Source organism: Pseudomonas fluorescens (assembly GCF_902497775.2).
Taxonomy (GTDB): Bacteria; Pseudomonadota; Gammaproteobacteria; order Pseudomonadales; family Pseudomonadaceae; genus Aquipseudomonas; species Aquipseudomonas putida_F.
This window is the reverse complement of sequence record NZ_OZ024668.1, coordinates 5,144,796-5,168,252: the sequence shown is the minus strand read 5'-3', so window position 1 is coordinate 5,168,252 and position 23,457 is coordinate 5,144,796. Positions and strand designations below refer to the sequence as shown.

Annotated in this window: 20 protein-coding genes; 15 read left to right on the top strand and 5 right to left on the bottom strand. The window is 64.0% G+C overall.

Annotated features, from left to right (window positions below; genetic code table 11):
* Nucleotides 1–58: 58 nt before the first annotated feature.
* On the bottom strand, nt 59–805 hold the full coding sequence (locus tag F8N82_RS23785) for an NRDE family protein (protein ID WP_038997697.1): 747 nt from the start codon (nt 803–805) through the stop codon (nt 59–61).
* A 129-nt stretch (nt 806–934) separates the two neighbouring features.
* Here F8N82_RS23785 and F8N82_RS23780 point away from each other — a divergent pair, with 129 nt between their 5' ends.
* Genes F8N82_RS23780 through F8N82_RS23770 form a run of 3 tightly spaced genes read left to right on the top strand, consistent with a single transcriptional unit; the run spans nt 935 to nt 3,560 of the window.
* A complete protein-coding gene (locus F8N82_RS23780) occupies nt 935–1,717 on the top strand; it encodes a sulfite exporter TauE/SafE family protein (RefSeq protein WP_038997696.1) in 783 nt (260 codons plus the stop codon).
* 14 nt (nt 1,718–1,731) lie between these two features.
* Nucleotides 1,732–2,541, top strand: coding sequence for a prolipoprotein diacylglyceryl transferase (gene lgt / locus F8N82_RS23775; RefSeq protein ID WP_038997695.1), 810 nt, complete (start codon nt 1,732–1,734; stop codon nt 2,539–2,541).
* Between the two features lie 47 nt (nt 2,542–2,588).
* The gene (locus F8N82_RS23770) at nt 2,589–3,560 is read left to right on the top strand and encodes a thymidylate synthase (RefSeq protein WP_038997694.1); all 972 of its coding nucleotides are present in this window, start codon (nt 2,589–2,591) and stop codon (nt 3,558–3,560) included.
* 110 nt (nt 3,561–3,670) lie between these two features.
* Here F8N82_RS23770 and cadR read toward each other — a convergent pair whose 3' ends face one another.
* A complete protein-coding gene (gene cadR / locus F8N82_RS23765) occupies nt 3,671–4,114 on the bottom strand; it encodes a Cd(II)/Pb(II)-responsive transcriptional regulator (protein ID WP_038997693.1) in 444 nt (147 codons plus the stop codon).
* 82 nt (nt 4,115–4,196) lie between these two features.
* Between cadR and F8N82_RS23760 the strand changes: the two genes are divergently transcribed.
* The 7 genes from F8N82_RS23760 to F8N82_RS23730 all read left to right on the top strand — a co-directional run bounded on the left by F8N82_RS23760 (nt 4,197) and on the right by F8N82_RS23730 (nt 13,108).
* A complete protein-coding gene (locus F8N82_RS23760; RefSeq protein ID WP_038997692.1) occupies nt 4,197–6,458 on the top strand; it encodes a heavy metal translocating P-type ATPase in 2,262 nt (753 codons plus the stop codon).
* A gap of 7 nt (nt 6,459–6,465) precedes the next feature.
* Nucleotides 6,466–7,335, top strand: coding sequence for a LysR family transcriptional regulator (locus F8N82_RS23755; RefSeq protein ID WP_150776883.1), 870 nt, complete (start codon nt 6,466–6,468; stop codon nt 7,333–7,335).
* Nucleotides 7,336–7,492: 157 nt separating this feature from the next.
* The gene (locus F8N82_RS23750) at nt 7,493–8,557 is read left to right on the top strand and encodes a putative 2-aminoethylphosphonate ABC transporter ATP-binding protein (RefSeq protein ID WP_038997691.1); all 1,065 of its coding nucleotides are present in this window, start codon (nt 7,493–7,495) and stop codon (nt 8,555–8,557) included.
* Nucleotide 8,558: 1 nt separating this feature from the next.
* Nucleotides 8,559–10,283 carry a putative 2-aminoethylphosphonate ABC transporter permease subunit gene (locus F8N82_RS23745; protein WP_038997690.1) on the top strand — a complete coding sequence of 575 codons (1,725 nt, stop codon included), beginning with the start codon at nt 8,559–8,561 and terminating at the stop codon, nt 10,281–10,283.
* 39 nt (nt 10,284–10,322) lie between these two features.
* Nucleotides 10,323–11,348 (top strand): putative 2-aminoethylphosphonate ABC transporter substrate-binding protein, encoded by a 1,026-nt coding sequence (locus F8N82_RS23740; protein WP_038997689.1) that lies wholly within the window; start codon nt 10,323–10,325, stop codon nt 11,346–11,348.
* Nucleotides 11,349–11,423: 75 nt separating this feature from the next.
* Entirely contained in the window at nt 11,424–12,551 is a 1,128-nt protein-coding gene (locus F8N82_RS23735) for a TIGR03364 family FAD-dependent oxidoreductase (RefSeq protein ID WP_038997688.1), read from the top strand.
* A gap of 2 nt (nt 12,552–12,553) precedes the next feature.
* Nucleotides 12,554–13,108 (top strand): phosphonate degradation HD-domain oxygenase, encoded by a 555-nt coding sequence (locus F8N82_RS23730; protein ID WP_038997687.1) that lies wholly within the window; start codon nt 12,554–12,556, stop codon nt 13,106–13,108.
* On the opposite strand, the gene F8N82_RS23725 is transcribed toward F8N82_RS23730, so the two are convergent.
* Both F8N82_RS23725 and F8N82_RS23720 read right to left on the bottom strand, forming a co-directional pair.
* A complete protein-coding gene (locus F8N82_RS23725) occupies nt 13,091–14,455 on the bottom strand; it encodes a GTPase/DUF3482 domain-containing protein (RefSeq protein WP_038997686.1) in 1,365 nt (454 codons plus the stop codon). The two genes, F8N82_RS23730 and F8N82_RS23725, sit on opposite strands and share 18 nt — an antisense overlap.
* Nucleotides 14,448–15,839 carry a DUF2868 domain-containing protein gene (locus F8N82_RS23720; RefSeq protein WP_038997685.1) on the bottom strand — a complete coding sequence of 464 codons (1,392 nt, stop codon included), beginning with the start codon at nt 15,837–15,839 and terminating at the stop codon, nt 14,448–14,450. The genes F8N82_RS23725 and F8N82_RS23720 overlap by 8 nt, the downstream gene beginning before the upstream one ends.
* 63 nt (nt 15,840–15,902) lie before the next feature.
* On the opposite strand from F8N82_RS23720, the gene F8N82_RS23715 reads away from it, so the two are divergent.
* The gene (locus F8N82_RS23715) at nt 15,903–16,424 is read left to right on the top strand and encodes a dihydrofolate reductase (protein WP_338918890.1); all 522 of its coding nucleotides are present in this window, start codon (nt 15,903–15,905) and stop codon (nt 16,422–16,424) included.
* 83 nt (nt 16,425–16,507) lie between these two features.
* On the opposite strand, the gene F8N82_RS23710 is transcribed toward F8N82_RS23715, so the two are convergent.
* Complete coding sequence (locus tag F8N82_RS23710) at nt 16,508–17,899, bottom strand: L-cystine transporter (RefSeq protein WP_038997683.1); 1,392 nt, start codon at nt 17,897–17,899, stop codon at nt 16,508–16,510.
* A gap of 239 nt (nt 17,900–18,138) precedes the next feature.
* Between F8N82_RS23710 and F8N82_RS23705 the strand changes: the two genes are divergently transcribed.
* From F8N82_RS23705 to F8N82_RS23690, 4 genes are all read left to right on the top strand, one after another.
* Nucleotides 18,139–19,194 (top strand): phosphorylcholine phosphatase, encoded by a 1,056-nt coding sequence (locus F8N82_RS23705; RefSeq protein ID WP_038997682.1) that lies wholly within the window; start codon nt 18,139–18,141, stop codon nt 19,192–19,194.
* A gap of 151 nt (nt 19,195–19,345) precedes the next feature.
* Nucleotides 19,346–19,879, top strand: coding sequence for an RNA polymerase sigma factor (locus F8N82_RS23700; RefSeq protein WP_038997681.1), 534 nt, complete (start codon nt 19,346–19,348; stop codon nt 19,877–19,879).
* Between the two features lie 29 nt (nt 19,880–19,908).
* On the top strand, nt 19,909–20,853 hold the full coding sequence (locus F8N82_RS23695) for a FecR family protein (protein WP_038997680.1): 945 nt from the start codon (nt 19,909–19,911) through the stop codon (nt 20,851–20,853).
* 130 nt (nt 20,854–20,983) lie between these two features.
* Nucleotides 20,984–23,389, top strand: a complete 2,406-nt coding sequence (locus F8N82_RS23690; protein ID WP_038997679.1) for a TonB-dependent siderophore receptor — start codon at nt 20,984–20,986, stop codon at nt 23,387–23,389.
* The last annotated feature ends 68 nt before the right edge of the window (nt 23,390–23,457 follow it).

The window sequence follows — 23,457 nt, the reverse complement described above, 5'->3', positions numbered from 1 at the left end:
TCTCCCACAGGTACTGCATACCGCGGACCTTGGGGGAGCTGGCTTGCCAGCGATAGCGTCAGACCTGCAAACACACCTCCCCCAGATGCCCGCCAAGCGGCCCAAAACTGCGTTCCAGCAACCGCCGCCGACCATCGGCCTCGACGATCAGCACGGTACTGGCCCGCGTCCCGTAGTTCTGGCTGGCAATGAACACGCTCGACAACAAGCGCTCGGTGCCAATCCCCACGCCGGTCTCCGGCAGCTCGCTGTCCGCCGCCGGCAGGTTATCCCCAAGCAATTCCAGCAAGCGCTCCGGCTGCGGATCGGCCAGGTGCTGCTGCAACCCCGCCCGCGCCTTGACCAGCTTCGGCCAGGGCGTATCCAGCCCGGCATTGGACAAACCGTAAACCCCTTCGCCCAGCAGCTGCGGTGTGGCTTGCCGGGCATTCAGGTAACCCAGTTGCGTGCTGTTGGCGACCAGCAGGTTGAACCCCGAATACTGCTGGCTGCGGCTGGCAACCTGGTCCAGATAAGCCTCAACCCCCAGCTCACCGCGCAGAAACGCCGCCACCAGCTCGCCTCGTGAGCGTGCGCCCTGGGGCTGATGCGGGTCGCGGATATTGGTCAGCGCGGCAAAACGGCCATCGGGGCCGATACCCAGCCAGGTGCCACCGGCTTCCAGGTCGCGCCCGGCATAAACCCCGGGCGCATCCTCCCAGGCCCCCAGCACACGGCTGGGGCGGGCGTAGAACTCATCACGGTTGGCCGCGACGATCAGCGGCTGGGCATGGCCCGGCCGCCAGGCAAATACGATCAGACACATAGGTGGACCTCTGTGTTTTTGCCCACTCTACCCATAGCGTCCGACGCGATCCATCGACTTAATGTGTCTTCACTAGAGCCACAGGCCTACCTTCCGTTACCATGCCGGACTGAATTTACGGGGGCGGCAATGGAATTCGTGCTCTATCTGGCGCTGGGCGCCTGCGCAGGCGTGCTGGCCGGGCTGTTTGGCGTCGGTGGCGGCATCATCATCGTGCCGGTGCTGGTGTTCAGTTTCACCCTGCAAGGCTTTGACGCTTCGGTGCTGACCCACCTGGCGGTGGGTACCTCGCTGGCGACCATTGTCTTCACCTCGGTCAATGCCATCCGCGAGCACCACCGCAAGGGCGCGGTGCAGTGGCCGATCTTCGTCTGGATGACCTTGGGCATACTGATCGGCGCCGGCATCGGCGCTAAGACCGCCTCGGCGATCCAGGGCCCGATGCTGCAAAAGATCATCGGCGTGTTCGCCCTGGTGATCGCCGCGCAGATGGCCCTGGACCTCAAGCCCAAGGCCAGCCGCGGCATTCCCGGCAAGCCCGGGCTGACGGTCGCCGGCAGCGTGATCGGCTGGGCCTCGGCGATCTTCGGCATTGGCGGCGGCTCGTTGACCGTGCCGTTCCTGACCTGGCGCAGCCTGCCCATGCAGCAGGCGGTGGCGACGTCGTCGGCCTGTGGATTCCCGATTGCCGTGGCCAGCGCCCTGAGTTTCATGTGGCTGGGCTGGCACGACCCGCACCTGCCGGCGCACAGCCTGGGCTTCGTGTACCTGCCGGCGCTGCTGGGCATTGCCCTGACCAGCATGTTTTTCGCCCGCTTCGGCGCGCGCCTGGCGCATAAACTGTCGCCACGCTTGCTCAAACGGCTATTTGCCGCGCTGCTGTTCTGCGTCGGCCTGAGCTTTTTGCTTTAACGAGAGGAGTCACCATGCTGCCTTATCCGCAGATAGATCCAGTAGCCCTTGACCTGAAATGGATCAAAATCCATTGGTACGGTCTGATGTACCTGGTCGGCATCGGCGGCGCCTGGCTGCTGGCCTCGCGTCGACTGAACCGCTTCGATCCGAGTTGGAGCCGCGAGAAGCTCTCGGACCTGGTGTTCTGGCTATCCATGGGCGTAATTGTCGGCGGGCGGTTGGGCTACGTGCTGTTCTATGACCTGCACGCCTACCTCGCCAACCCGGCGCTGATCTTCGAAGTGTGGAAGGGCGGTATGTCGTTCCACGGCGGCTTTATCGGCGTGATGCTCGCGGCCTTGTGGTTCGGCAAGCGCAACAACAAGTCGTTCTTCGAACTGATGGACTTCGTCGCTCCGCTGGTGCCGATTGGCCTGGGCGCCGGGCGCATCGGCAACTTCATCAACGCAGAACTGTGGGGCAAGGCTACCGACGTACCGTGGGCCATGGTCTTCCCGCCGTTCAGCGATCCGGCCCAGTTGCCGCGTCACCCGTCGCAGCTGTACCAGTTCGCCCTGGAAGGTGTGGCATTATTCCTGATCCTTTGGCTGTACTCACGCAAGCCGCGCCCGACCATGGCCGTTTCCGGCATGTTCGCGCTGTTCTACGGTATTTTCCGTTTCATCGTAGAGTTCGTGAGGGTACCCGATGCCCAGCTTGGCTACATCGCCTTCGGCTGGTTGACCATGGGTCAGTTGCTCTGCGTGCCGATGATTGTCGGTGGCATCTTCCTGATCTGGTGGGCCTACAACCGCAAACCCACGGCCAAGGCCGCCGTTTGATTTTCCACGGCAGGGCGATCCCCTGCCGTCTTTGCTACAGGTAAGCCATGAAACAGTATCTAGATCTGGTCCGCGACGTCATCGAAAACGGCACCCTCCAAGGTAACCGTACCGGCATCCGCACCATCAGCCTGCCGGGCGCCATGCTGCGCTTCGACCTGCAGAAGGGCTTCCCGGCCATCACCACCCGCAAGCTGGCGTTCAAGTCGGCGATCGGCGAGATGGTCGGCTTCCTGCGTGGCGTGAAGAACGCTGGCGAGTTCCGCGAGCTGGGCTGCAAGGTCTGGGACCAGAACGCCAACGAAAACGCCCAGTGGCTGGCCAACCCGTTCCGCCAGGGCCATGACGACCTCGGCGAGATCTACGGCGTGCAATGGCGTCAGTGGCCGGCCTACAAGCGCATCCCGCTGAGCAACCCGGCCGCCATCGAACTGGCCAAGAGCCAGGGCTTCCAGCAGATCGCCCAGGCCGAGGAAGACGGCGAAGCCTTCGTCGTGCTGTACAAGGCCATCGACCAGATCCGCCAGTGCATCGACACCATCCACAACGACCCGGGCAGCCGACGCATCCTGTTCCACGGCTGGAACTGCGCCCAGCTCGACGAGATGGCCCTGCCACCGTGCCATCTGCTGTACCAGTTCCACCCGAATGTCGAGACCAAGGAAATCTCCCTGACCCTCTACATCCGCTCCAACGACCTGGGCCTGGGCACGCCGTTCAACCTCACAGAAGGCGCCGCCCTGCTGTCGCTGATGGGCCGCCTGACCGGCTACACGCCGCGCTGGTTCACCTATTTCATCGGTGATGCGCACGTCTACGAAAACCACCTGGACATGCTCAATGAGCAGCTCAAGCGCGAGCCGCTGGCAGCGCCGAAGCTGGTGATCAATGATCGTGTACCGGAGTTTGCCAAGACCGGTGTGTACGAGCCGCAGTGGCTTGAGAAGATCGAACCGAGCGACTTCAGCCTTGAAGGCTACGAGCACCACGCGCCGATGACGGCGCCGATGGCGGTCTGAGTTCTGCCACTGAACTGGCTGGGCTGTCTGTGGGAGCGGGCTTGCCCCGCGATAGCGATCTGTCCTTCACATCGCATCGCGGGGCAAGCCCGCTCCTACAGGTACCTCAATCAGTGCCCGTGGCTTCTGCCCACATGTGAATGCTCCGCCTCTGGCGCCGTCACCGCGCCATTGACCTCCAAATGCTGCAGGATCGAGCACTGAACCTCCTTGGGGTGGCAGTGCTGACGCAGTTCCAGCAGTTGAGCCTGCAATGCCTGCAGCCCATCGATGCGCGCCTTGACGTGCTGGATATGCTCATCGATCAGCGCATTGACGCTTTCGCACTGGTCATCCGGGCTGTCGCGCAAGCGCAGCAGGCTGCGGATTTCTTCCAGGGTCATGTCGAGGGTGCGGCAGTTGCGGATGAAGGTCAGGCGCTCGACGTGGGCCTGGGTGTACATCCGGTAGTTGCCTTCGCTGCGCGCCGGCTCCGGCAGCAGGTTTTCCCGCTCGTAATAACGGATGGTTTCCACGGCGCAGTCGGTGGCTTTGGCCAGTTCTCCGATCTTCATCTGCAAATACCTCGACAAGTGGCTTGACCCTATAGTGGCTACAGGGTGTTCACTTGGCAACAGGACATTTAAGGATGAACCCATGAATCAGCCTGTCAGCCACACCCCCGGTAAAGCCCCTCACGATCATGACCACAGCCATGATCACGCCAAGCATGAACATGCCGAGCACGCCCACAGCTGCTGTTCCCACGACGCCGCACCGGCCCTGGTGCAGTTGAGCGAGGCGAGCAGTGCCGGTGCGCGGTTGAGCCGTTTTCGCATCGAGGCCATGGATTGCCCGACCGAACAGACCCTGATCCAGAACAAGCTGGGCAAGCTGGCCGGGGTCGAGCAGCTGGAATTCAACCTGATCAACCGCATCCTCGGCGTACGTCATACCCATGCCGACACCGTTGCCATCGAGCAGGCCGTCGCCTCTTTGGGCATGCAGGCTGAACCGCTGAGCGAGTCCAGCGAGGAAGCTGGCGCTGCGCCTGCGCCGGTGAAAAAACATTGGTGGCCGCTGGCATTGGCCGGTATCGCGGCGCTGGGAGCGGAGGCGATTCACTTCGCCGAGCTGGCGCCTTCCTGGGTGGTGGCGCTGGTCGCTCTGGTGTCGATCCTCAGTTGCGGCCTGGGTACCTACAAAAAGGGCTGGATTGCCCTGAAGAACGGCAACCTCAACATCAACGCACTGATGAGCATTGCCGTGACCGGCGCGGTGCTGATCGGCCAGTGGCCGGAAGCGGCCATGGTCATGTTCCTCTTCACCGTCGCCGAGCTGATCGAAGCGCGTTCGCTGGACCGTGCGCGCAACGCCATCGGCGGCCTGATGCAGTTGAGCCCGGACCTTGCCACCGTGCAGCAAGCCGGTGGCCAGTGGCGTGAGCTGGACGTCAAGCAGGTCGCCCTGGGCGACTTGGTGCGGGTGCGTCCCGGCGAGCGCATTGGCCTGGACGGCGAGGTGGTCAGCGGCCAGTCGAGCATCGACCAGGCGCCGATCACCGGCGAGAGCCTGCCGGTAGAGAAGGGCCCCGGCGACAAGGTGTTCGCCGGTACCATCAACCAGGCCGGTGCGCTGGAGTACCGGGTGACGGCGGCGGCCGGGCAGTCGACCCTGGCGCGGATCATCAAGGCGGTGGAAGAAGCCCAGGGCGCGCGGGCGCCGACCCAGCGCTTCGTCGACCAGTTCTCACGCATCTACACCCCGGCAGTGTTCGCCTTCGCCCTGGCAGTGGCGGTGATTCCGCCGCTATTCATGGCCGGCGCCTGGTTCGACTGGATCTACCGCGCCCTGGTGTTGCTGGTGGTGGCGTGTCCGTGTGCACTGGTGATCTCCACTCCGGTGACCATCGTCAGCGGCCTGGCTGCGGCGGCGCGCAAAGGCATCCTGGTCAAGGGCGGGGTGTACCTGGAGGGCGGGCGCAAGCTCGACTTCCTCGCCCTGGACAAGACCGGCACCATCACCCATGGCAAGCCGGTGCAAACCGACCATGTGGTACTTGAGCCGCTGTTCGAAGGCCGTGCCCAGGCGCTGGCGGCAAGCCTTGCCGATCGCTCCGACCACCCGGTATCCCGCGCCATTGCCGTGTTTGCCAATGAGCAGCAACTGCCCCTGAGCGAGGTCGCAGCTTTCGAAGCCCTGGCTGGCCGTGGCGTGCGCGGCGAGATCGATGGCGAGCTGTATCACCTCGGCAACCATCGCCTGATCGAAGAACTGGGCCTGTGCTCGGCGCAACTCGAAGCTCGGCTCGATGCGCTGGAACGTCAGGGCAAGACCGTCGTGCTGCTGCTCGACAAGACCGGCCCGCTGGCGCTGTTTGCCGTGGCCGACACGGTCAAGGACAGCAGCCGCGAGGCGATTGCCGAACTGCATGAGCTGGGTATCAAGACTGTCATGCTCACCGGCGACAATCCGCACACGGCCCAGGCGATTGCCGCCCAGGTCGGTATCGACCAGGCTTTTGGCAACCTGCTGCCGGCCGACAAGCTCAAGACCATCGAGGACCTGTATGCCCAGGGCCATCGGGTCGGTATGGTTGGCGACGGCATCAACGATGCGCCGGCGCTGGCCCGCGCCGAGATCGGCTTTGCCATGGCGGCGGCCGGCACCGATACCGCCATCGAGACCGCCGACGTGGCGCTGATGGATGATGACTTGCGCAAAATCCCGGCCTTCGTCAGGCTCTCGCGCCAGAGTGCGGCGATCCTGACCCAGAACATTGTCCTGGCCCTGGGGATCAAGGCGATCTTCCTGGCGGTGACTTTCGCCGGCATGGCAACCATGTGGATGGCGGTGTTCGCCGACATGGGCGTGAGTTTGTTGGTGGTCTTCAACGGCCTGCGCCTACTGCGTAAATAGAGGATGTATGTTGAGTTCCGAGTTGAAAGCCTTCTACATGGTTGCCCGCCTGGGCAGCATTACCCTGGCGGCGAAAAAACTCGGGCTCAGCCAACCGACGGTAACCACGCAGATCCGCAACCTGGAAAGCCAGTACGCGGTGGAGCTGTTCTACCGCGGCGGCCGCCGCCTGACTCTCAGTGACGATGGCACGCGGCTGCTGCCGATGGTCAAGGCCCTGTTGCAGCAGGAAGCCGACATCGAGTTCTTCCTGCGCAACAGCGGCCAGGGCCAGGGCAGCCTGCGTATCGCCGCCACGGCGCCGTACTACATCCTCGACCTGGTGAAGATCTTCCGCGAGTGCCTGCCGCAGGTGGAGGTGTCGGTGGAGATCGGCAACTCCCAGCAGGTGCTGGAGTTGCTTGAGGACTATCGGGTGGACCTGGCGGCATCGTCGCAACTGGTCGAGGATGCGCGCCTGGTGCGGCGGGTGCTGGGCACCGATCCGCTGGTGGTGGCGGTGCATCGCAACCATGTCTTGGCCAGTCGTGAGTCGCTGCCGCTGTCGGCACTGGCCGGGCACTGCCTGCTGGTGCGTGAGCAGGGTTCGACCACACGCAAGCTGACCGAGCAGATGCTGGAGGCAGCGGGGGTGAAGGTTGGCTCGCTGCTGGAGATTGGCAGCCGCGAGTCGATTCGCGAGGCAGTGCTGCGCAATATCGGCATCAGTATCATTGCCCGTCACGAAGTGCCGCATAACCCCGAACTGCGGGTGCTGAGCCTGGAGGGCGCGCCGGTGATGCATGAGTATCTGTATTGCCTGAAGGAACGGCGCCAGGCGCGGTTGCCGGCGGCGTTTCTGGGCCTGGCTCAGGAAGTTGCGGCGGTAGAGATATAGCTAATCGCTGGCAAGCCAGCGATGCAAGGCGCAGCCTTGCCAATCCAGGTCACACCAAAATCTGCCTATACCACTATCGGCAACTTTTGCCTCTGCGCCACAGAACCTTCGCATTGCCCGCCTAGCATGACCCTCATTCGTTCGATGAGGTCCTGCCATGAACACTGCGGTCGCAAATCCAGGCGCACACATGAAGGTGCGCGGTATCCACAAGCGCTTCGGCGCCTTTACCGCCCTGCACGATGTTTCCCTCGACGTCGCCGCCGGTGAACTGGTGTGCCTGCTGGGCCCGTCCGGCTGTGGCAAGACCACCCTGCTGCGCTGCATCGCCGGCCTCGAGCGCCAGGACCGTGGCAGCCTGTACATCGGCGAGCGCGATATCTCCGAGCTACCACCGCAAGCCCGGGATTACGGCATTCTGTTCCAGTCCTACGCGCTGTTCCCCAACCTCACCGTCGAAGCCAACATCGCCTACGGCCTGGCCGGCAGCGGTCGTGACGAAGTGCGCCAGCGGGTGGCGCAGATGCTTGAGCTGGTGGGCCTGAGCGGCAGCGAGAAGAAGTACCCCGGGCAGCTCTCCGGCGGCCAGCAACAGCGTGTGGCCCTGGCCCGCGCCCTGGCCCCGGCACCGTCGTTGCTGCTGCTCGACGAACCCATGTCGGCCCTCGACGCCCGGGTTCGCGAACACCTGTGCAGCGAACTGCGCCAACTGCAACGCCAGCTCGGTATCACCACCCTGATGGTTACCCACAACCAGGACGAGGCCATGCTCATGGCCGACCGCATCGCCGTGATGAACAACGGCCAGGTCGAGCAGTACGCCACCCCGCAGGAAATCTACGACAAGCCAGCCACGCCGTTCGTTGCCGAGTTCGTCGGCCAGGGCAACTGGCTGCCGTTCCAGCGTCACAGCGACAGCCATGCCCAGGTCGGTGCGCTGAACATGCGCTTGGCCGACGGTGCCAGCCAGGCCCGCAGCGGCCGCCTGTTCTGCCGCCCTGAGGCCATCAGCGTCAACCCGCCGGTGCATGAAGAGAATCTGTTCCCGGCGCGGGTGCGCGAGATCACGTTCCTTGGCAACCGCTGCCGCATGAGTTTCGAACTCAACGAGCTGCCGGGCCATGCCCTGCTGGCCGAGGTCGCCCCCGAGTCGATGCCGCGCCTGGGTTCCCAGGATATCTGGGTCGCCTTGCCGCCGCGCAGCCTGCAGGTGTTTGCCTGAGATGGCCGCGCCAATCGCCATGCCGATCGCACACGCGAAGGCAGCCCAGCGCACCGGTGTTTCGCTGGGTGATCGACTGTTCGTGGTCGGCGGCAAATGGTTGCTGCTGCTTCTGCTCACTGTCGCGGTGCTGATGCCGCTGCTGGCGATCTTCTGGCGCGGTTTCAGCAGTGATGCTGGCCAGGGCGGCGGTCTGGTGGCCGCCCGCGAACTGTTTGCCAGCGCCAACTTCCACTGGCTGCTGGGCAACAGCCTGAAGGTCTCGCTCAGTGTCGCGGCCATCGTGGTTCCGCTGGCCTACCTGTTTGCCTACGCCCTGCAACGCACATTGATTCCGGCCAAGGGCCTGTGGCGCGGCATTTCGCTGTTGCCGCTGCTGGCGCCGTCGATGCTGCCGGCTATTGCCCTGGTCTACCTGTTCGGCAACCAGGGACTGCTGCGCGGGCTGCTCAGCGACAACATCTATGGCTTCTGGGGCATTGTCCTCGGTGAGGCCATCTACACCTTCCCGCATGCGCTGATGATCCTGCTGTCGGCACTGTCGCTGGCCGATGCGCGTCTGTTCGACGCCGCCTCGAGCATGGGCGCCGGGCCTTGGCGCGCGTTTCACAGCATCACCTGGCCGGCCACCCGGCAGGCGGTGTTCGCCGCCTTCTGCCTGGTGTTCACCCTGACCATCACCGACTTCGGGGTACCGGTGGTGGTCGGTGGCGACTATCAAGTGCTGGCGCTGGAAGCCTACAAGGCCGTAGTCGGCCAGCAGCAGTTCGGCCGTGGCGCCTTGATCGGCATGGTCCTGCTGGTGCCGGCGCTGCTCAGCTTTGCCGTCGATGCCTGGTTGCGCCGACGCCAGGGCGACTCGATGAGCGGCCGTGCCCAGGTGTTCCAGCCACAGCCGTCGCGGCGGCGCGATGCCTGCTTCATGGCCGTGGTGATCCTGATCTGCGCGGTGCTGTTGCTGGTGGTGGGCATGGCGGTGTACTCGTCGCTGGTCAAGTTCTGGCCCTACAACCTGTCCCTGTCGCTCAAGCACTACCAGTTCGACGAAACCGCTGGCGGCGGCTGGCTGGCCTATCGCAACAGCCTGACCATGGCCTTGGGTACGGCGTTGATCGGCAGCGCGGTGATCTTTACCGGCGCCTACCTGATGGAAAAAACCAAGGGCCAGCGCGGCTTGAACCTGCTGCTGCGCCTGCTCAGCTTTGTGCCGATGGCAGTACCGGGCTTGGTGCTGGGCCTGGGCTACGTGTTCTTCTTCAACCTCAGCAGCAACCCGCTGCATGTGTTCTACGGCAGCATGGCGCTGCTGGTGGTGTGCACCATCGCCCACTACCTGACCACCGCCAACATGACCGCAACCACTGCCCTGCGCCAACTCGATGGCGAGTTCGAGGCCGCTGCGCTGTCGCTCAAGGCGCCGCTGTACCGGCACTTTCTGCGGGTCACCGTGCCGATCTGCCTGCCGGCGCTGCTCGACATCATTCGCTACCTGTTCGTCTCGGCGATGACCACGGTGTCGGCGGCAATCTTCCTCTACAGCCCCGACACCATCCTCGCCGCCGTTGCCGTATTGAACATGGACGACGCCGGCAACGTTGGCGGCGCGGCGGCGATGTCGACCCTGATCCTGCTTACCAGCGCCACCGTTTCGCTGCTCCTGGCCTGGGCCTCGCGCGGCCTGTTGCAACGCTCCCAAGCCTGGCGCCAGCGCGCGCCGGGTCACTGATTGCCTCTCCCAACCTGTACCGTTCAAAGGAACCGCATCATGTTCAAGCCACTTGCTCTTGCCGCTGCCGTCCTCACTGCGTTCAGTGTTCAGGCCTTTGCCGCCGACACCCAGCTGACGGTCTACACCGCGCTGGAAGCCGAACAGCTCAAGAGCTACAAGCAGGCCTTCGAAAAGGCCAACCCGGACATTGAAATCAAGTGGGTGCGCGATTCCACCGGCATCATCACCGCCAAGCTGCTGGCCGAAAAAGATCGCCCGCAAGCCGATGCCGTGTGGGGCCTGGCGGCGTCCAGCCTGGCGATCCTCGACCAGCAGGGCATGCTGCAAAGCTATGCACCGAAAGACCTCGGCAAGATCGGCGCCAACTACCGTGACGCTGCCAACCCGCCAGCCTGGGTGGGCATGGACGTCTGGGCCGCGACCATCTGCTTCAACACCATCGAGGCCGAGAAGCAGGGCTTGAGCAAGCCGGTGAGCTGGCAGGACCTGACCAAGCCTGAGTACAAGGGCAAGATCGTCATGCCTAACCCGGCGTCTTCCGGCACTGGTTTCCTGGATGTCAGCGCCTGGCTGCAGACCTTCGGCGAGAAGCAGGGCTGGGCGTACATGGACGGCCTGCACCAGAACATCGGCCAGTACGTTCACTCCGGCTCCAAGCCGTGCAAGCTGGCGGCGGCCGGTGAATTCCCGATCGGGATCTCGTTTGAATACCCGGCGGTGCAGCTCAAGCGCCAAGGTGCGCCGCTGGACATCGTCCTGCCCAAGGAAGGCCTGGGCTGGGAGATCGAGGCCACCGCCGTGATCAAGGGCAGCAAGCATGAAGATGCGGCCAAGCGCCTGGCTGATTTCTCGGCAAGCCCGGCGGCCATGGAGCTGTACAAGGAAAACTTCGCCGTACTGGCCCAGCCGGGTATCGCCAAGCCGCAGACCGAACTGCCGGCCGATTACGAACAACGCCTGATCAAGAACGACTTCGCCTGGGCCTCGCAGAACCGCGACAGCATCCTGGCCGAATGGCGCAAGCGCTATGACGGCAAGTCGGAGAAGGTCGCGCAGCAGTAACCGCATCGCGGGGCAAGCCCGCTCCTACTGTAGGAGCGGGCTTGCCCCGCGATAGCATTCTTCAAGGAACCTCAGATGACCGATCTACTCATCGTCGGCGCCGGCATCCTCGGCCTTTCCCATGCCTACGCCGCTGCCCGGCGCGGGCTCAAAGTGCAGGTCTTCGAGCGCAGCGCGACGCCCCTGGGCGCTTCGGTGCGCAACTTCGGCCAGGCCCTGGTCAGCGGCCAGCCGCCGGGCCAGATGTTCGAACTGGCCAAGGCCAGCAGCGGCATCTGGAAGCACTGGGCGAATCAGGCAGGCTTCGAGCTCAAGACCAATGGTTCGCTGCTGTTTGCCCGCACCGCGCTGGAACTCGAACTGCTCGAAGCCTTCTGCGCCGAGCGTGCGCAAAAGCATGGCTACAAGGTCGATCTGCTCAGTAGCGCCGCCCTCAACGACCTGTACGGCGGCCAGTTCCGCCACCACTGCGGCGCCTTGCGTGGACTGCAAGACCAGCAGGTGTATTCCCGCGAAGCGCTGCCGAGCCTGATCCGCTTCCTGCAGCAGGAGCTGGAGGTACAGTTTCATTTTTCTACCCTGGTGCGCGGCATCGAACCCGGTCGCGTATCGACCACGGCGGGGGACTTCAGTGCCAGGCAGGTGGTGGTCTGCTCCGGTCACGACTACCAGACCCTGCTCGCCGAACCCATCGCCGCCCTGCAACCTCAGGTGTGCCGCCTGCAGATGCTGCGTGCCCGGCCGCGCTTCAAGCTCGACCTGCAGCATGCGTTGCTGACCGGCCTAAGCTGCGTGCATTACGGCGCCTACGCCGACCTGCCCCAGGCCCAGGCGCTGAAAGCGCAACTACAAGCCAACAGCCTGCACTTGCTGGAGCACGGCATTCACCTGCTGATCAGCCCGACGCCCTATGGCGAGCTGATCATTGGCGACTCCCATACCTATGGCACTGATGCTTCACCGTTCAATGCCGAGCAGGTCGACAACTGGATGATCGAGCTGGCCGAGCAGACGCTTGGTGGGCGTATCGAGGTGGTCGAACGCTGGCAGGGCGTCTATGGTTCTGGCGGGCCGGGGCCGTTTTCCTTGCTGCAGGTCGCGCCGGGTATCAGTGCCGCATTGATGCACAGCGGTGTCGGCATGAGCGTCGGCCCGGCCTTGGCCGAGCAACATATCGCCCGTTTGCTGGAGGAGAGCACCTAACCATGCGTACTGCCGAACAGATTGTCAGCGAAGTCTTCGCCTTGTATCAGCAGCATGGCAATGAAGACTATATCGGCGAGCCTGTTTCGCAGCTGGAGCACATGTCCCAGGCGGCGCAACTGGCGTTGGCCGAGGGCTATGACGATGAAGTGGTGCTGGCGGCGTTCTTCCATGATATCGGCCATATCTGCGGTGGCGCCGAAGGCGATATGGGCGGCTACGGCGCGGTCAGCCACGAGCGGGTGGGCGCCAACTACCTGCGCCGCTGCGGCTTCAGTGAGCGTTTGGCCAGGCTGGTGGAGTACCACGTCGAGGCCAAGCGCTACCTGACCTTGCGCCAGCCGGGCTATTACCAGCGCTTGAGCGAGGCCAGCCGGCGCACCCTGGAGTACCAGGGCGGGGTGATGACCGAGGTCGAGGCTGATGCCTTCGAACAGGACCCACTGTGTGCGGTGAGCCTGCGCATGCGTCAGTGGGATGAACTGGCCAAGGAGATGGACGTGCCGGTGATTGATCTGCAACTGCTCAGGGGCAAGGCCTTAAAGCTCCTGCACTAGCGCTTCAATCTGCTCCTGACGCTCGGCCTGATTGACCCGCGCCCCCGGATTGAGCGACGACCACTGCGGATGCGCTCGGGCCTTGCTCAGCGCTTGCGGCAGCTTGCCTTCGCGCCAGGTCTGCTCTTGCGGCGCCGCCAGCTTGATCCGTTCCATCGCCGCGTGGCCACGGGCATCCAGGGCGTGGATCAGCTGATGCTGACGCAACGCCAGCAGGCGCAACACACTGTCATCCACCGTCAACTCACGCTGACCCTTGAGCTTGCCGAGCAGGCGCGAGCCATAGCTGCGGGCAGTCTGCAGGGCACCACCGGCAATTGCCCCGGCCAGCGCCGCAGCGCCGAGGGTCAGGCCACCGACCAGCAAATCGACCCCGGCCCCGGCCGCCGCACCGGCTGCCACGCCACTGCCCAGGCGTACACCAAGCAGCTTGAGGGTTTCCGGGTTGAACAGGTCATCGCCCCAGCGCCCGTCGAGCAAGGGCAGGTCGCTGCTGGCGGCGTCTTCCTTGCGAAACGCATAGAGCTTGAGCAGTGCTTGGACGCAGCGTTGTTCGCGCTGGCGCACATCGCGGCGCAGGGCTTCGATGGCGACGGCCTCGGTGCCGGGTTCGGCGACCACGCTGCGCCGGCAGGCGGCGCAATCGAGCAGTAGGTCGGCGACCAGACGCTTGGCGCTTTCACGCCGCGCCTGGCGCTGGGCCTGTTGATCGTCGATCAGGCGTTGCAGTGCGTCACGGGAGTTCTCCAGCATCAAGGCCAGGCTTTCGTACAGGCGGCGCTCGCCGTCTTCTGGCGGCGCGACGCTGTCGAAGCGCACCAGCGCATGCAACCCCAGCCGCGCCAGGGCTTCGCGCCAGTCAGCTTCGCGATGGTCGCTGCTGGCGACGAAATTGAGCACCGGTAGCAACGGCCTGCCGCAGCCGGCCAGCACTTCCAGTTCGTCGCGATACTTGGCCAGCACCGGCTCGCGGGCATCGATCACATACAGGCCGGCATCGCTGGCCAGCAGCTGGCGCAGCACCTTGGCCTCCTGCTCAAAGCGCTGGCGCGCCTCGCTACCTTGCAGAAAGCGCTCCAGTCGCGCCGGGCCATCAAGGCGCTCGCCCGGCCGCTCCAGGCGCTCAAGGTAGTCGAGCAGGGCGATGGCGTCTTCCAGCCCCGGCGTGTCGTACAGCTCCAGCAGCGGCTCGCCGTCCACCGACAGGCGTGCGCCCTCGACATGACGGGTGGTGCTCGGTCGGTGGGATACTTCGCCGAAGCCGACATCGCGGGTCAGGGTGCGCAGCAGCGAGGTCTTGCCGACGTTGGTGTGGCCGACCACGGCCAGTTTCAGCGGCTTAGTCATGGCCGTGCTCCAGCCAGTTCAGCGGGGCGGTGTCGGCGTAGCTCAAGCCGAGCTGTTCCAGGGCCTGGTGCCAGTCACCGAGACGGTCAGCGTCCAGCGCCTGGCCGGGCATTGCCTGCAGCAGCCAGATGCGTGTGGCGCCGGCGTTGCGCGCAAGCTCGGCGAGCAACGCCAGGCTGCCACGGTCGGGTGAGCGGCGCGGGTCGCAGGCAATCGCCAGGCGCGCCGGCGGAAAGCGGCTGAGCTGTTCGAGCAGCTTGTTGCGCGACTCGCGGCTGTCGAGAATGCCGGCGTTGTTTACCGTTGCCGGCAGCGCGGGTGGCCACGGGCGCTTGTCGTCCAGCTCCAGGCCGACCAGCAGGGCGCCTTCGCTTAGTTCTTCACCGATGCCACGAACGATCTGCGGCAGAGCCTCAGGCGCAGCGTCGTTGACACCCAGGCGCTCGCTGCTGGGCATCAGCGGATCACGTAACTGGCTGTAGCCCGGCAGGTTGAGGTCCAACTGCAAGCGCGCCCGGCCACTGCGCCAGCGCCACAGGCATAAACCGGCAAGCAGCAGGCGCGGGACGATGCCATACACCAGCAGCACCCCGAGCAACCAGCCGGCCCAGGCCTGGCGGGCCAGTTCCAGTGCCGGTTGAGTGTCGCCGCTGGCGCGGATCATGGCCACGTCCGGCACGCTGAAACCGAGCAGCGCCGGCAGGGCGCCAAGGGCCTGGGTCAGGGCAACGAAGGTATCGGCGCCAAGAATGGTGGTTTCCCAGACAAAGCCATAACGCCGGGTCGCCAGCAGGATCAGCAGCATCACCAGCGCGGTGCCCAGGGCCACCAGCCACAGGCTGTGCACCAATAGGCCGAGCAGCCAGCGGTTGAGTTTTTGCCGTTGCAGCATCACCAGCAAGGCAGGGGCCAAGTGCGCGGCCTGGGCATCGCGGGCGAATTTTTCGCTCAGCCACAGCCACAGGCGGCCAAGGGTGGCGCCCTGTTCACCAGCGAAGAAAAAGCCCAGCAGCCAGCCCAGCAACAGCAGCAGGTTGAGCCCGAGCAGGCTGCCCAGGGCCCAGAACACGTTGACCGGGCGCAGGCTGTCGCCGAGGGCGGCCAGGGCCAGGCCGGCGCCGCTGAGCACGGCCATTACCACCAGGGCCACCAGTGCCAGGCGTGCGCCTTGTTTCCAGTGTTGCAGGGCGCTGCGCATACCGTCGCGTTCGGCCAGCCACAGGGCGCGGCTTTCGATGCGCGCCGGCAGGTCGCCGCCCGCTTGGCGCGCGCGGCGGTTGGCTTCCTGGTCTTCCAAGGGGCCTGCATGTTCTTCGCGCAGGCGCACGGCTTCGGTGAGCCAGCGTTTGTCCAGGTCAGTCAGTGCAGTCACACGGTCTTCCATTGATCAATTCAGCCCAAAGCATAACCCAGGCATCGAAGATCGGGCTTTGCTATCCTCGCCGACATGAAAACATCACTCCCCCTCAGCCTGATCGCGGCCCTCGCCGAGAACCGTGTGATCGGCATCGACAACAGCATGCCCTGGCACCTGCCGGGGGATTTCAAGTATTTCAAGGCCACCACCCTGGGCAAGCCGATCATCATGGGGCGCAAGACCTGGGATTCGCTCGGCCGCCCACTGCCGGGGCGCTTGAACCTGGTGGTCAGCCGCCAGCCGGGCCTGCAGCTCGAAGGCGCCGAGGTGTTCGCCTCGCTCGATGAAGCTATGCTGCGTGCCGAGCAATGGGCGCTGGAGCAGGGCGTCGATGAGCTGATGCTGATTGGCGGCGCGCAGCTGTATACCCAGGCTATCGAGCGCGGCCTGGCGGATCGGCTGTACCTGACGCGGGTAGAGCTGAGCCCGAAAGGGGATGCGTGGTTTCCGCCGTTTGATCAGGCGCGGTGGAAGTTGGCGTCGAGCCAGGCCAATGTGGCTGAGGGCGACAAGCCGGCGTATCACTTCGAGGTCTGGGAGGGAGAAGGCTGAAAGCATCGCGGGGCAAGTCGCACCGCCGCTCCTACAGTAGGAGCGGCGGTGCGACTTGCCCCGCGATGAACTCCCCGAAAATCTCAGGAGTGCGTCAGTTGCGCATGCTCCTGAGCATCCAGCACTGCTTTGTCAGTCTGCTTGAGCATCTGGCTGGTGATCGCCCCGGCTGTCATCGAACCGTTGACGTTCAGCGCCGTACGGCCCATGTCGATCAGCGGCTCGACCGAGATCAGCAAGGCCACCAGCTCTACCGGCAAGCCCATGGCCGGCAACACGATCAGTGCGGCGAAGGTCGCACCGCCGCCCACGCCCGCTACACCTGCCGAGCTCAGGGTGACGATGGCCACCAGGGTGGCGATCCACAGCGGGTCAAATGGATCGATGCCCACCGCTGGCGCGACCATCACCGCCAACATCGCCGGGTACAAACCGGCACAGCCGTTCTGGCCAATGGTCGCCCCGAAGGAAGCGGCAAAGCTTGCGATCGACTGCGGAATGCCCAGGCGCAGGGTTTGCGCTTCTATGCTCAGCGGGATGCTCGCGGCGCTGGAGCGGCTGGTAAAGGCGAAGGTCAGCACCGGCCAGACCTTGCGGAAAAAGCGCAGCGGATTCACCCCGCTCAGCGCCAGCAACACGCCGTGCACCACGAACATCAAGCCCAGGCCGATGTACGAGACCACCACGAAGCTGCCGAGCTTGAGGATGTCGTCCAGGTTCGAGCTGGCCACCACCTTGGTCATCAACGCCAGCACGCCGTAGGGGGTGAGCTTCATCACCAGGCGCACCAGGCGCATCACCCAGGCCTGCAGGGTGTCGATGGCAGCCAGGGCGCGGTTGCCCTTTTCGGCGTCATCCTTGAGCAGCTGCAGGGCGGCCATGCCGAGGAACACCGCGAAGATCACCACGCTGATGATCGAAGTCGGCTTGGCCCGGGCCAGGTCGCCTACCGGGTTGCTGGGGATGAACGACAGCAGCAGTTGCGGGATATTCAGGTCGGTGACCTTGCCCACATAGTCGCTCTGGATCGCCGCCATGCGTGCGGTTTCGGCGGTGCCGGCCACCAGGCCTTCGGCGGTCAGGCCGAACAGGTTGGTCAGCACGATACCGATCAGCGCGGCGATGGCCGTGGTGAACAGCAGGGTGCCAATGCTCAGGAAGCTGATCTTGCCCAGCGACGACGCGTTGTGCAGGCGCGCCACGGCGCTGAGGATCGAGGCGAAAATCAGCGGCATGACGATCATCTGCAGCAACTGCACATAACCGTTGCCGACCAGGTCGAGCCAGCTGATGGTGGCCTTGAGGATCGGGTTGCCGGCGCCATAAATGGCATGCAGGGCGCCGCCGAACAGCACGCCGAGGACCAGGCCGACCAGCACTTTCTTGGCCAGGCTCCAGTTGCCATGACGGGTTTGCGCCAGGCCTAGCAGCAAGGCCAGGAACGCCAGCAGATTGAGAGACAACGGCAGATTCATTGAAGCTCCAGAGAAAAAGGCGGGCATCGCCTCTGTGTGCGATTGCGAACAGAAATGCTAACAGCATGAAAACCAACGAATTTATATCGAAATGGAATTTATATAGTTGTTTTTGGAATAACGATAGGTCGCAAACAGAATGCTTGTGGCCGCTCAGGGGCGCGTCGGTGTCGCTGTCGGGGCGGTGCGCATTGCAGGCTTTGTTAGCGTGAGCGGGCCACTTTTCTGGAGAAATGCACATGACGTCTGCTCCGAAAATCCTCGCCGCCGGCCTTGCCTTGCTGCTGGCCGGACACAGCTGGGCCACTGAGCTCAAGCATTGGCCGGCCGAGGCTGCCAAGCAACTGGACAGCATGATCGCGGCCAATGCCAACAAGGGCAACTACGCGGTCTTCGACATGGACAACACCAGCTACCGCTTCGACCTTGAAGAGTCGCTGTTGCCGTTCATGGAGAACAAGGGCCTGCTCAGCCGCGACAAGCTCGACCCGTCACTCAAGCTCATCCCCTTCAAAGACACCGCCGAGCATAAGGAGAGCCTGTTCAGTTACTACTACCGGCTCTGCGAAATCGACGACATGGTCTGCTACCCCTGGGTTGCCCAGGTGTTTTCCGGTTTCACCCTCAAGGAGCTCAAGGGCTATGTCGACGAGCTGATGGCCTCGGGCAAACCGGTGCCGAGCACTTACTACGAGGGTGACCAGGTCAAGGCCATCGACGTGCAACCGCCGAAAGTGTTCGCCGGCCAGGCCGAACTGTTCAACAAGCTGATGGAGAACGGCATCGAGGTCTACGTGATCAGCGCCGCCTCCGAAGAGCTGGTGCGCATGGTCGCCGCCGATCCCAAGTACGGCTACAACGTCAAACCGCAGAACGTGGTCGGCGTCAGCCTGCTGCTCAAGGACCGTAGCAGCGGCGCCCTGACCACTGCGCGCAAGCAGATCAGTGCCGGCAGCTATGACCCGCAGGCCAACCTGGGCCTGGAACTGACCCCGTACCTGTGGACCCCGGCCACCTGGATGGCTGGCAAGCAGGCGGCGATCCTCACCTATATCGATGAATGGAAGAAGCCGGTGCTGGTCGGTGGCGATACGCCAACCAGCGACGGCTACATGCAGTTCCATAGCGTCGACGTAGCCAAGGGCGGCATCCACTTGTGGATAAATCGCAAGGCCAAGTACATGGACCAGCTCAACGGCATGATCGCCAAGCATGCCGCGGCGCAGGCCGAAGAGGGGTTGCCGGTGACGGCGGACAAGAACTGGGTGATCGTTACGCCGGAGCAGATTCAGTAGGCGCTTTCGCGGGTCAAGCCCGCTCCTACAGTGGGAGCGGGCTTGACCCGCGATGAAATTCCCACCGCTTCAGAAATAGATATCAATTGCGAATTCATCTCATCTTCTGCTAGCGTGCGCTCCACCTTGAGGTCCACCGCCAGGAAGTACCGTGTCTTCGTGGAATACGCAGATTGCCCGCTTGTTCGCCGAGCACAAGAAAGCGCTGGAAGCCTTTGTTGCACGCCGCACCGGCAATTCGCAGGTGGCAGCCGACCTGACCCAGGAGTCTTTCCTGCGCCTGGCGCGGCTGCCTGCCGACAAGAAGATCGACAACCTGCCGGCCTTCCTCTTCACCATCGCCAGCAACCTGGTACGTGACCACCAGCGCCAATCGATTCGCCGCGAGCGCCTGGACGGCGGCGAGCCCAGCGAGGAACTGGCGTGCGAAACGCCCGGGGCCGACGAGCAATTGTCTGCGCTGCAGGAGCAAGCGCTGATGCACGAGGCCATCCAAGCCCTGCCCGAGGCGACCCGGCACATCTTCCTGCTTTATCATGTCGACGAATGTTCCTACCGGGAAATAGGCGAACGGCTGCAGATTTCCCCGCGTAGTGTCGAATACCAATTGCGCCGTGCGCTGATCGACTGCCGGGCCTTTATCAAGGCGCGGTTGCTCAGTGGCACGCCGGGACCGCGTCCATGAACCGGCCACATGCAGCGACGGATACCCCGATGACCGACCCTCACGCCACGGATGCCGACGACCTGTTCGCCGAAGCCAGTGGCTGGTACTACCGCCTGCAGGCCGAAGACCTCACGGTCAATGAGCGCGAGGCTTTCAGCGCCTGGCTGGCCCAGGGCCCGGCACAGGCTCAGGCCTGGGCCGAAGTGCTTGGCCTGCTGGGTGCCTTGCGTGAGCCGGCGCGGCAGATCCGCAAGGGCCAGCGTGCGCGCTGGCGGCGGCCGCGGCTGCAGGTCTGGGCCAGTGCTGCCGTTGTGCTGTTGATGGTCGGATTGCTGGCCTACAGCCCCTGGCCGGACCGCTGGCGCGCCGACTATGCCACCGGCACCGGCGAGTCGCGCAGCATCGTCCTGGCGGAGGGTTCGCAACTTCAACTCAACACTGACACGGCCGTACAGGTCGAACTGGCTGGTGGCGAGCGGCGGGTGCGGCTGTTGCGTGGCGAGGCCTGGTTCGATGTCAGCCATGACCCGGCGCGGCCGTTCGTGATTCGCTCCGGCGATGGCTGGGTCAAGGTCGTGGGTACGCGTTTCAGCGTAGTCCGCGAAGGTGACCAGACCCGGGTACGGGTGGCTCAGGGCAAGGTCCAGGTCAGTGCCGGCAACACCCGCTCAGTGCTGCTCGAACCCGGTCGTGGAGTCGAGTACCGCGGCGCTCAACTGAGTGCCGAGCACGGCTTCGATGTGGCCGCCGAATTCGCCTGGCGCCAACGCCAGTTGGTATTCCGCGAGCAGCCGCTGGTGGAGGTGGTCGATGCCCTCAACCGCTACTGGCCGGGCCAGACCCTGGTACTGGGCGAGAGCCTGCGCCAGCGCAAGGTCTCGGGGGTGTTCGAGATCGACAAGCCCGATGCCGTGCTCAAGGCCTTGACCCACACCCTGGGCCTGCGCTCCGAGCACTACACCCCGTATCTGCGCGTGTTGCGCGAAGGCTGAAAAATTTCTTACGAAAGTTTCAGGGTTTCCCCAACAGCTAACGTCCTTGATCTCGTAGGCGCAAATAATAAGCACTCTCAGGCAGTGCGGCGCCACTCAACGACTTAGACGATTCTGGGGAGCATCACTGATGGAACACACCACCGCCACCCGGCGCCTGCCCGGCGTGCCGACCCTGCTGAGCCTGGTCATTGCCCTGGGCTGCGGCACACTGGCAATGCCGACCCTGGCTGCGCCCGCCGCGCAAGCGCAGGTCTATCGCTTCGAGATTCCGGCGCAATCGCTGGATGCGGCGCTGGCGGCCTTCAGTGCGGTCACCCGGGTGCAGGTGCTGGTTGGCGCCGAGGTCACTCAAGGCTTGAGCTCCCCGGGCCTAAGTGGCAGTTATCCACAGGATCAGGCCCTGGCCCGGTTGCTCGCCGGCACTGGCCTGAGCGCCAGCTACATCGACCGCGACAGCGTGACCCTGGAAAAACGCCAGAGTGACGAATCGGCGTTGCAGTTGAGCGCGACCATGGTCGGCGGCAAGGTGCTGGGCGCCACCACCGAAGGCAGCCGCTCCTACACCACCGGTGCGCTGACCATCGGCAAGGGCGAACAGAAGCTCAAGGATATTCCGCAGTCGGTGTCGGTCGTCACCCGCCAGCGCATGGACGACCAGAACATGAACAGCCTGCAGGACGCCATGCGCCAGGTGACCGGGGCGACCATCAAGAGCTACAACTCCGGCTCCAGCCTCAACGACGTCTACATGCGCGGCTTCCTGGTCGATCAGGTGCAGGTCGACGGCGTTTCGCAAATGACTGGCCAGGGCGACCTGATGACCAGTTTCGACCTGGCGATGTTCGACCGCGTCGAAGTATTGCGCGGGCCCTCCGGCCTGTATCAGGGCGCCGGCGAGCCTGGCGGCACCATCAACCTGGTACGCAAGCGCGCCCTTGGCCAGTTCGCCCTGAGCGGTGAACTGTCGGCAGGCTCTTATGACCGCTACCACTCGACCGTGGACATCACCGGCCCGCTCAACAGCGACGGCAGCCTGCGCGGGCGCTTCGTTACTGCCTATGAGGACAACAAGTCCTTCGTCGATTACGCCCAGAACAAGCGGCCGATGGTCTACGGCCGGCTTGAGTACGATGTGACCCCGGACACTACGCTGTCGCTGGGCGGCGCCTACCAGAAAAACCACTCCACCCCGGCGTTCGGCCTGCCGGCTTATGCCAACGGCAAGCTGCTCGACGTCAAGCGCTCGACCTTTGTCGACGCCAAGTGGAACGAGCTCGACGAGCACGTTTGGGAAAGCTTCTTCGAAGTCGATCATGCCCTGGAGAATGGCGGCCAGTTCAAGACCTCGCTGACCTACCGCGACGCTGAAACCCCGACCCGCAACTTCACCTGGAGCGATGGCGCGGTCGACCCGGCCACAGGCGCCAGCTCGGCGGTGGCTTACTCCTACTACACCCACATCAAGACCCTGGGTCTGGACAGCTTCGTGACCTTGCCGGTGCAAGCCTTCGGCCGTACTCACGAGCTGACCGTGGGCGCCGAGTACCAGCACCTGGACAAGGATTTCACCTACGGTGGCGGTGAATACTTCGACACCAATGTGTTCGACCCGGGCAGCATCAATATCCCCAAGCAGAAGTATGAAATGGACAACGGCAACTGGTCGAAATCGCACCAGTACGGCCTCTACGCCCGTACCAAGATCAGCGCCACCGATTGGCTGGACGTGATCCTCGGCAGCCGGGTGACCTGGTTCGAAAGCGAGGCGCATAACGCCAACGCCTTCTTCAACAACTTCAACAGCACCGAAAGCAGCATCAACCGCAAGGTCATTCCCTATGGGGCGCTGGTGGCCAAGCTGACGCCGGAGCTGTCGGCCTATGCCAGCTACACCAGCGTGTTCAAACCGCAGACTGACGTTAACGCCGCTGGGCAAACCATCGCCCCACGCAAGGGCAAACAGTATGAGATCGGCCTCAAGCGCGAGTTCTTCGATGGGCGGTTGAATGGCAGCGTGGCGCTGTTTCGCATCTACGACGAAAACCGCGCCGAGCTGGTGGCCAACAACCAGTATTACGAACCCCAGGGCAAGATTCGCAGCCAGGGTTGGGAAACCGAGCTAAGTGGCAACCTCACCGACAACTGGAGCATCAGCACCGGCTACGCCTTCACCATGCTCAAGTCGCTCAGCGGCGAAGACACCAACCAGGGCACCACCATTACCCCCAAGCACAACTTCAACCTGTGGACGCGCTATGAGTTTGCCGATGGCCTGCTGAAGGACTTCAGCGTCGGTGGCGGGGTGCGGGCGGTGAGCGCCACCTACTACAAGCGTGACGTGGACTTCGTCCAGGGTGGCTACAGCATTGCCACGGCTCAGGTGGGCTACGCGTTCAATCAGAACCTGTCGGCGACGCTGACGGCCAACAACCTGTTTGATCGTACTTACTATGAGCGGGTGGACAGTTCGTGGGGGTCGAACTTCTACGGCGAGCCGCGCAACCTGACCTTTACTGTGCGGGCCAAGTACTGAGGTGAGGCTGTCGCGGGTCAAGCCCGCTCCTACACCCGTAGGAGCGGGCTTGACCCGCGATGCTTTGT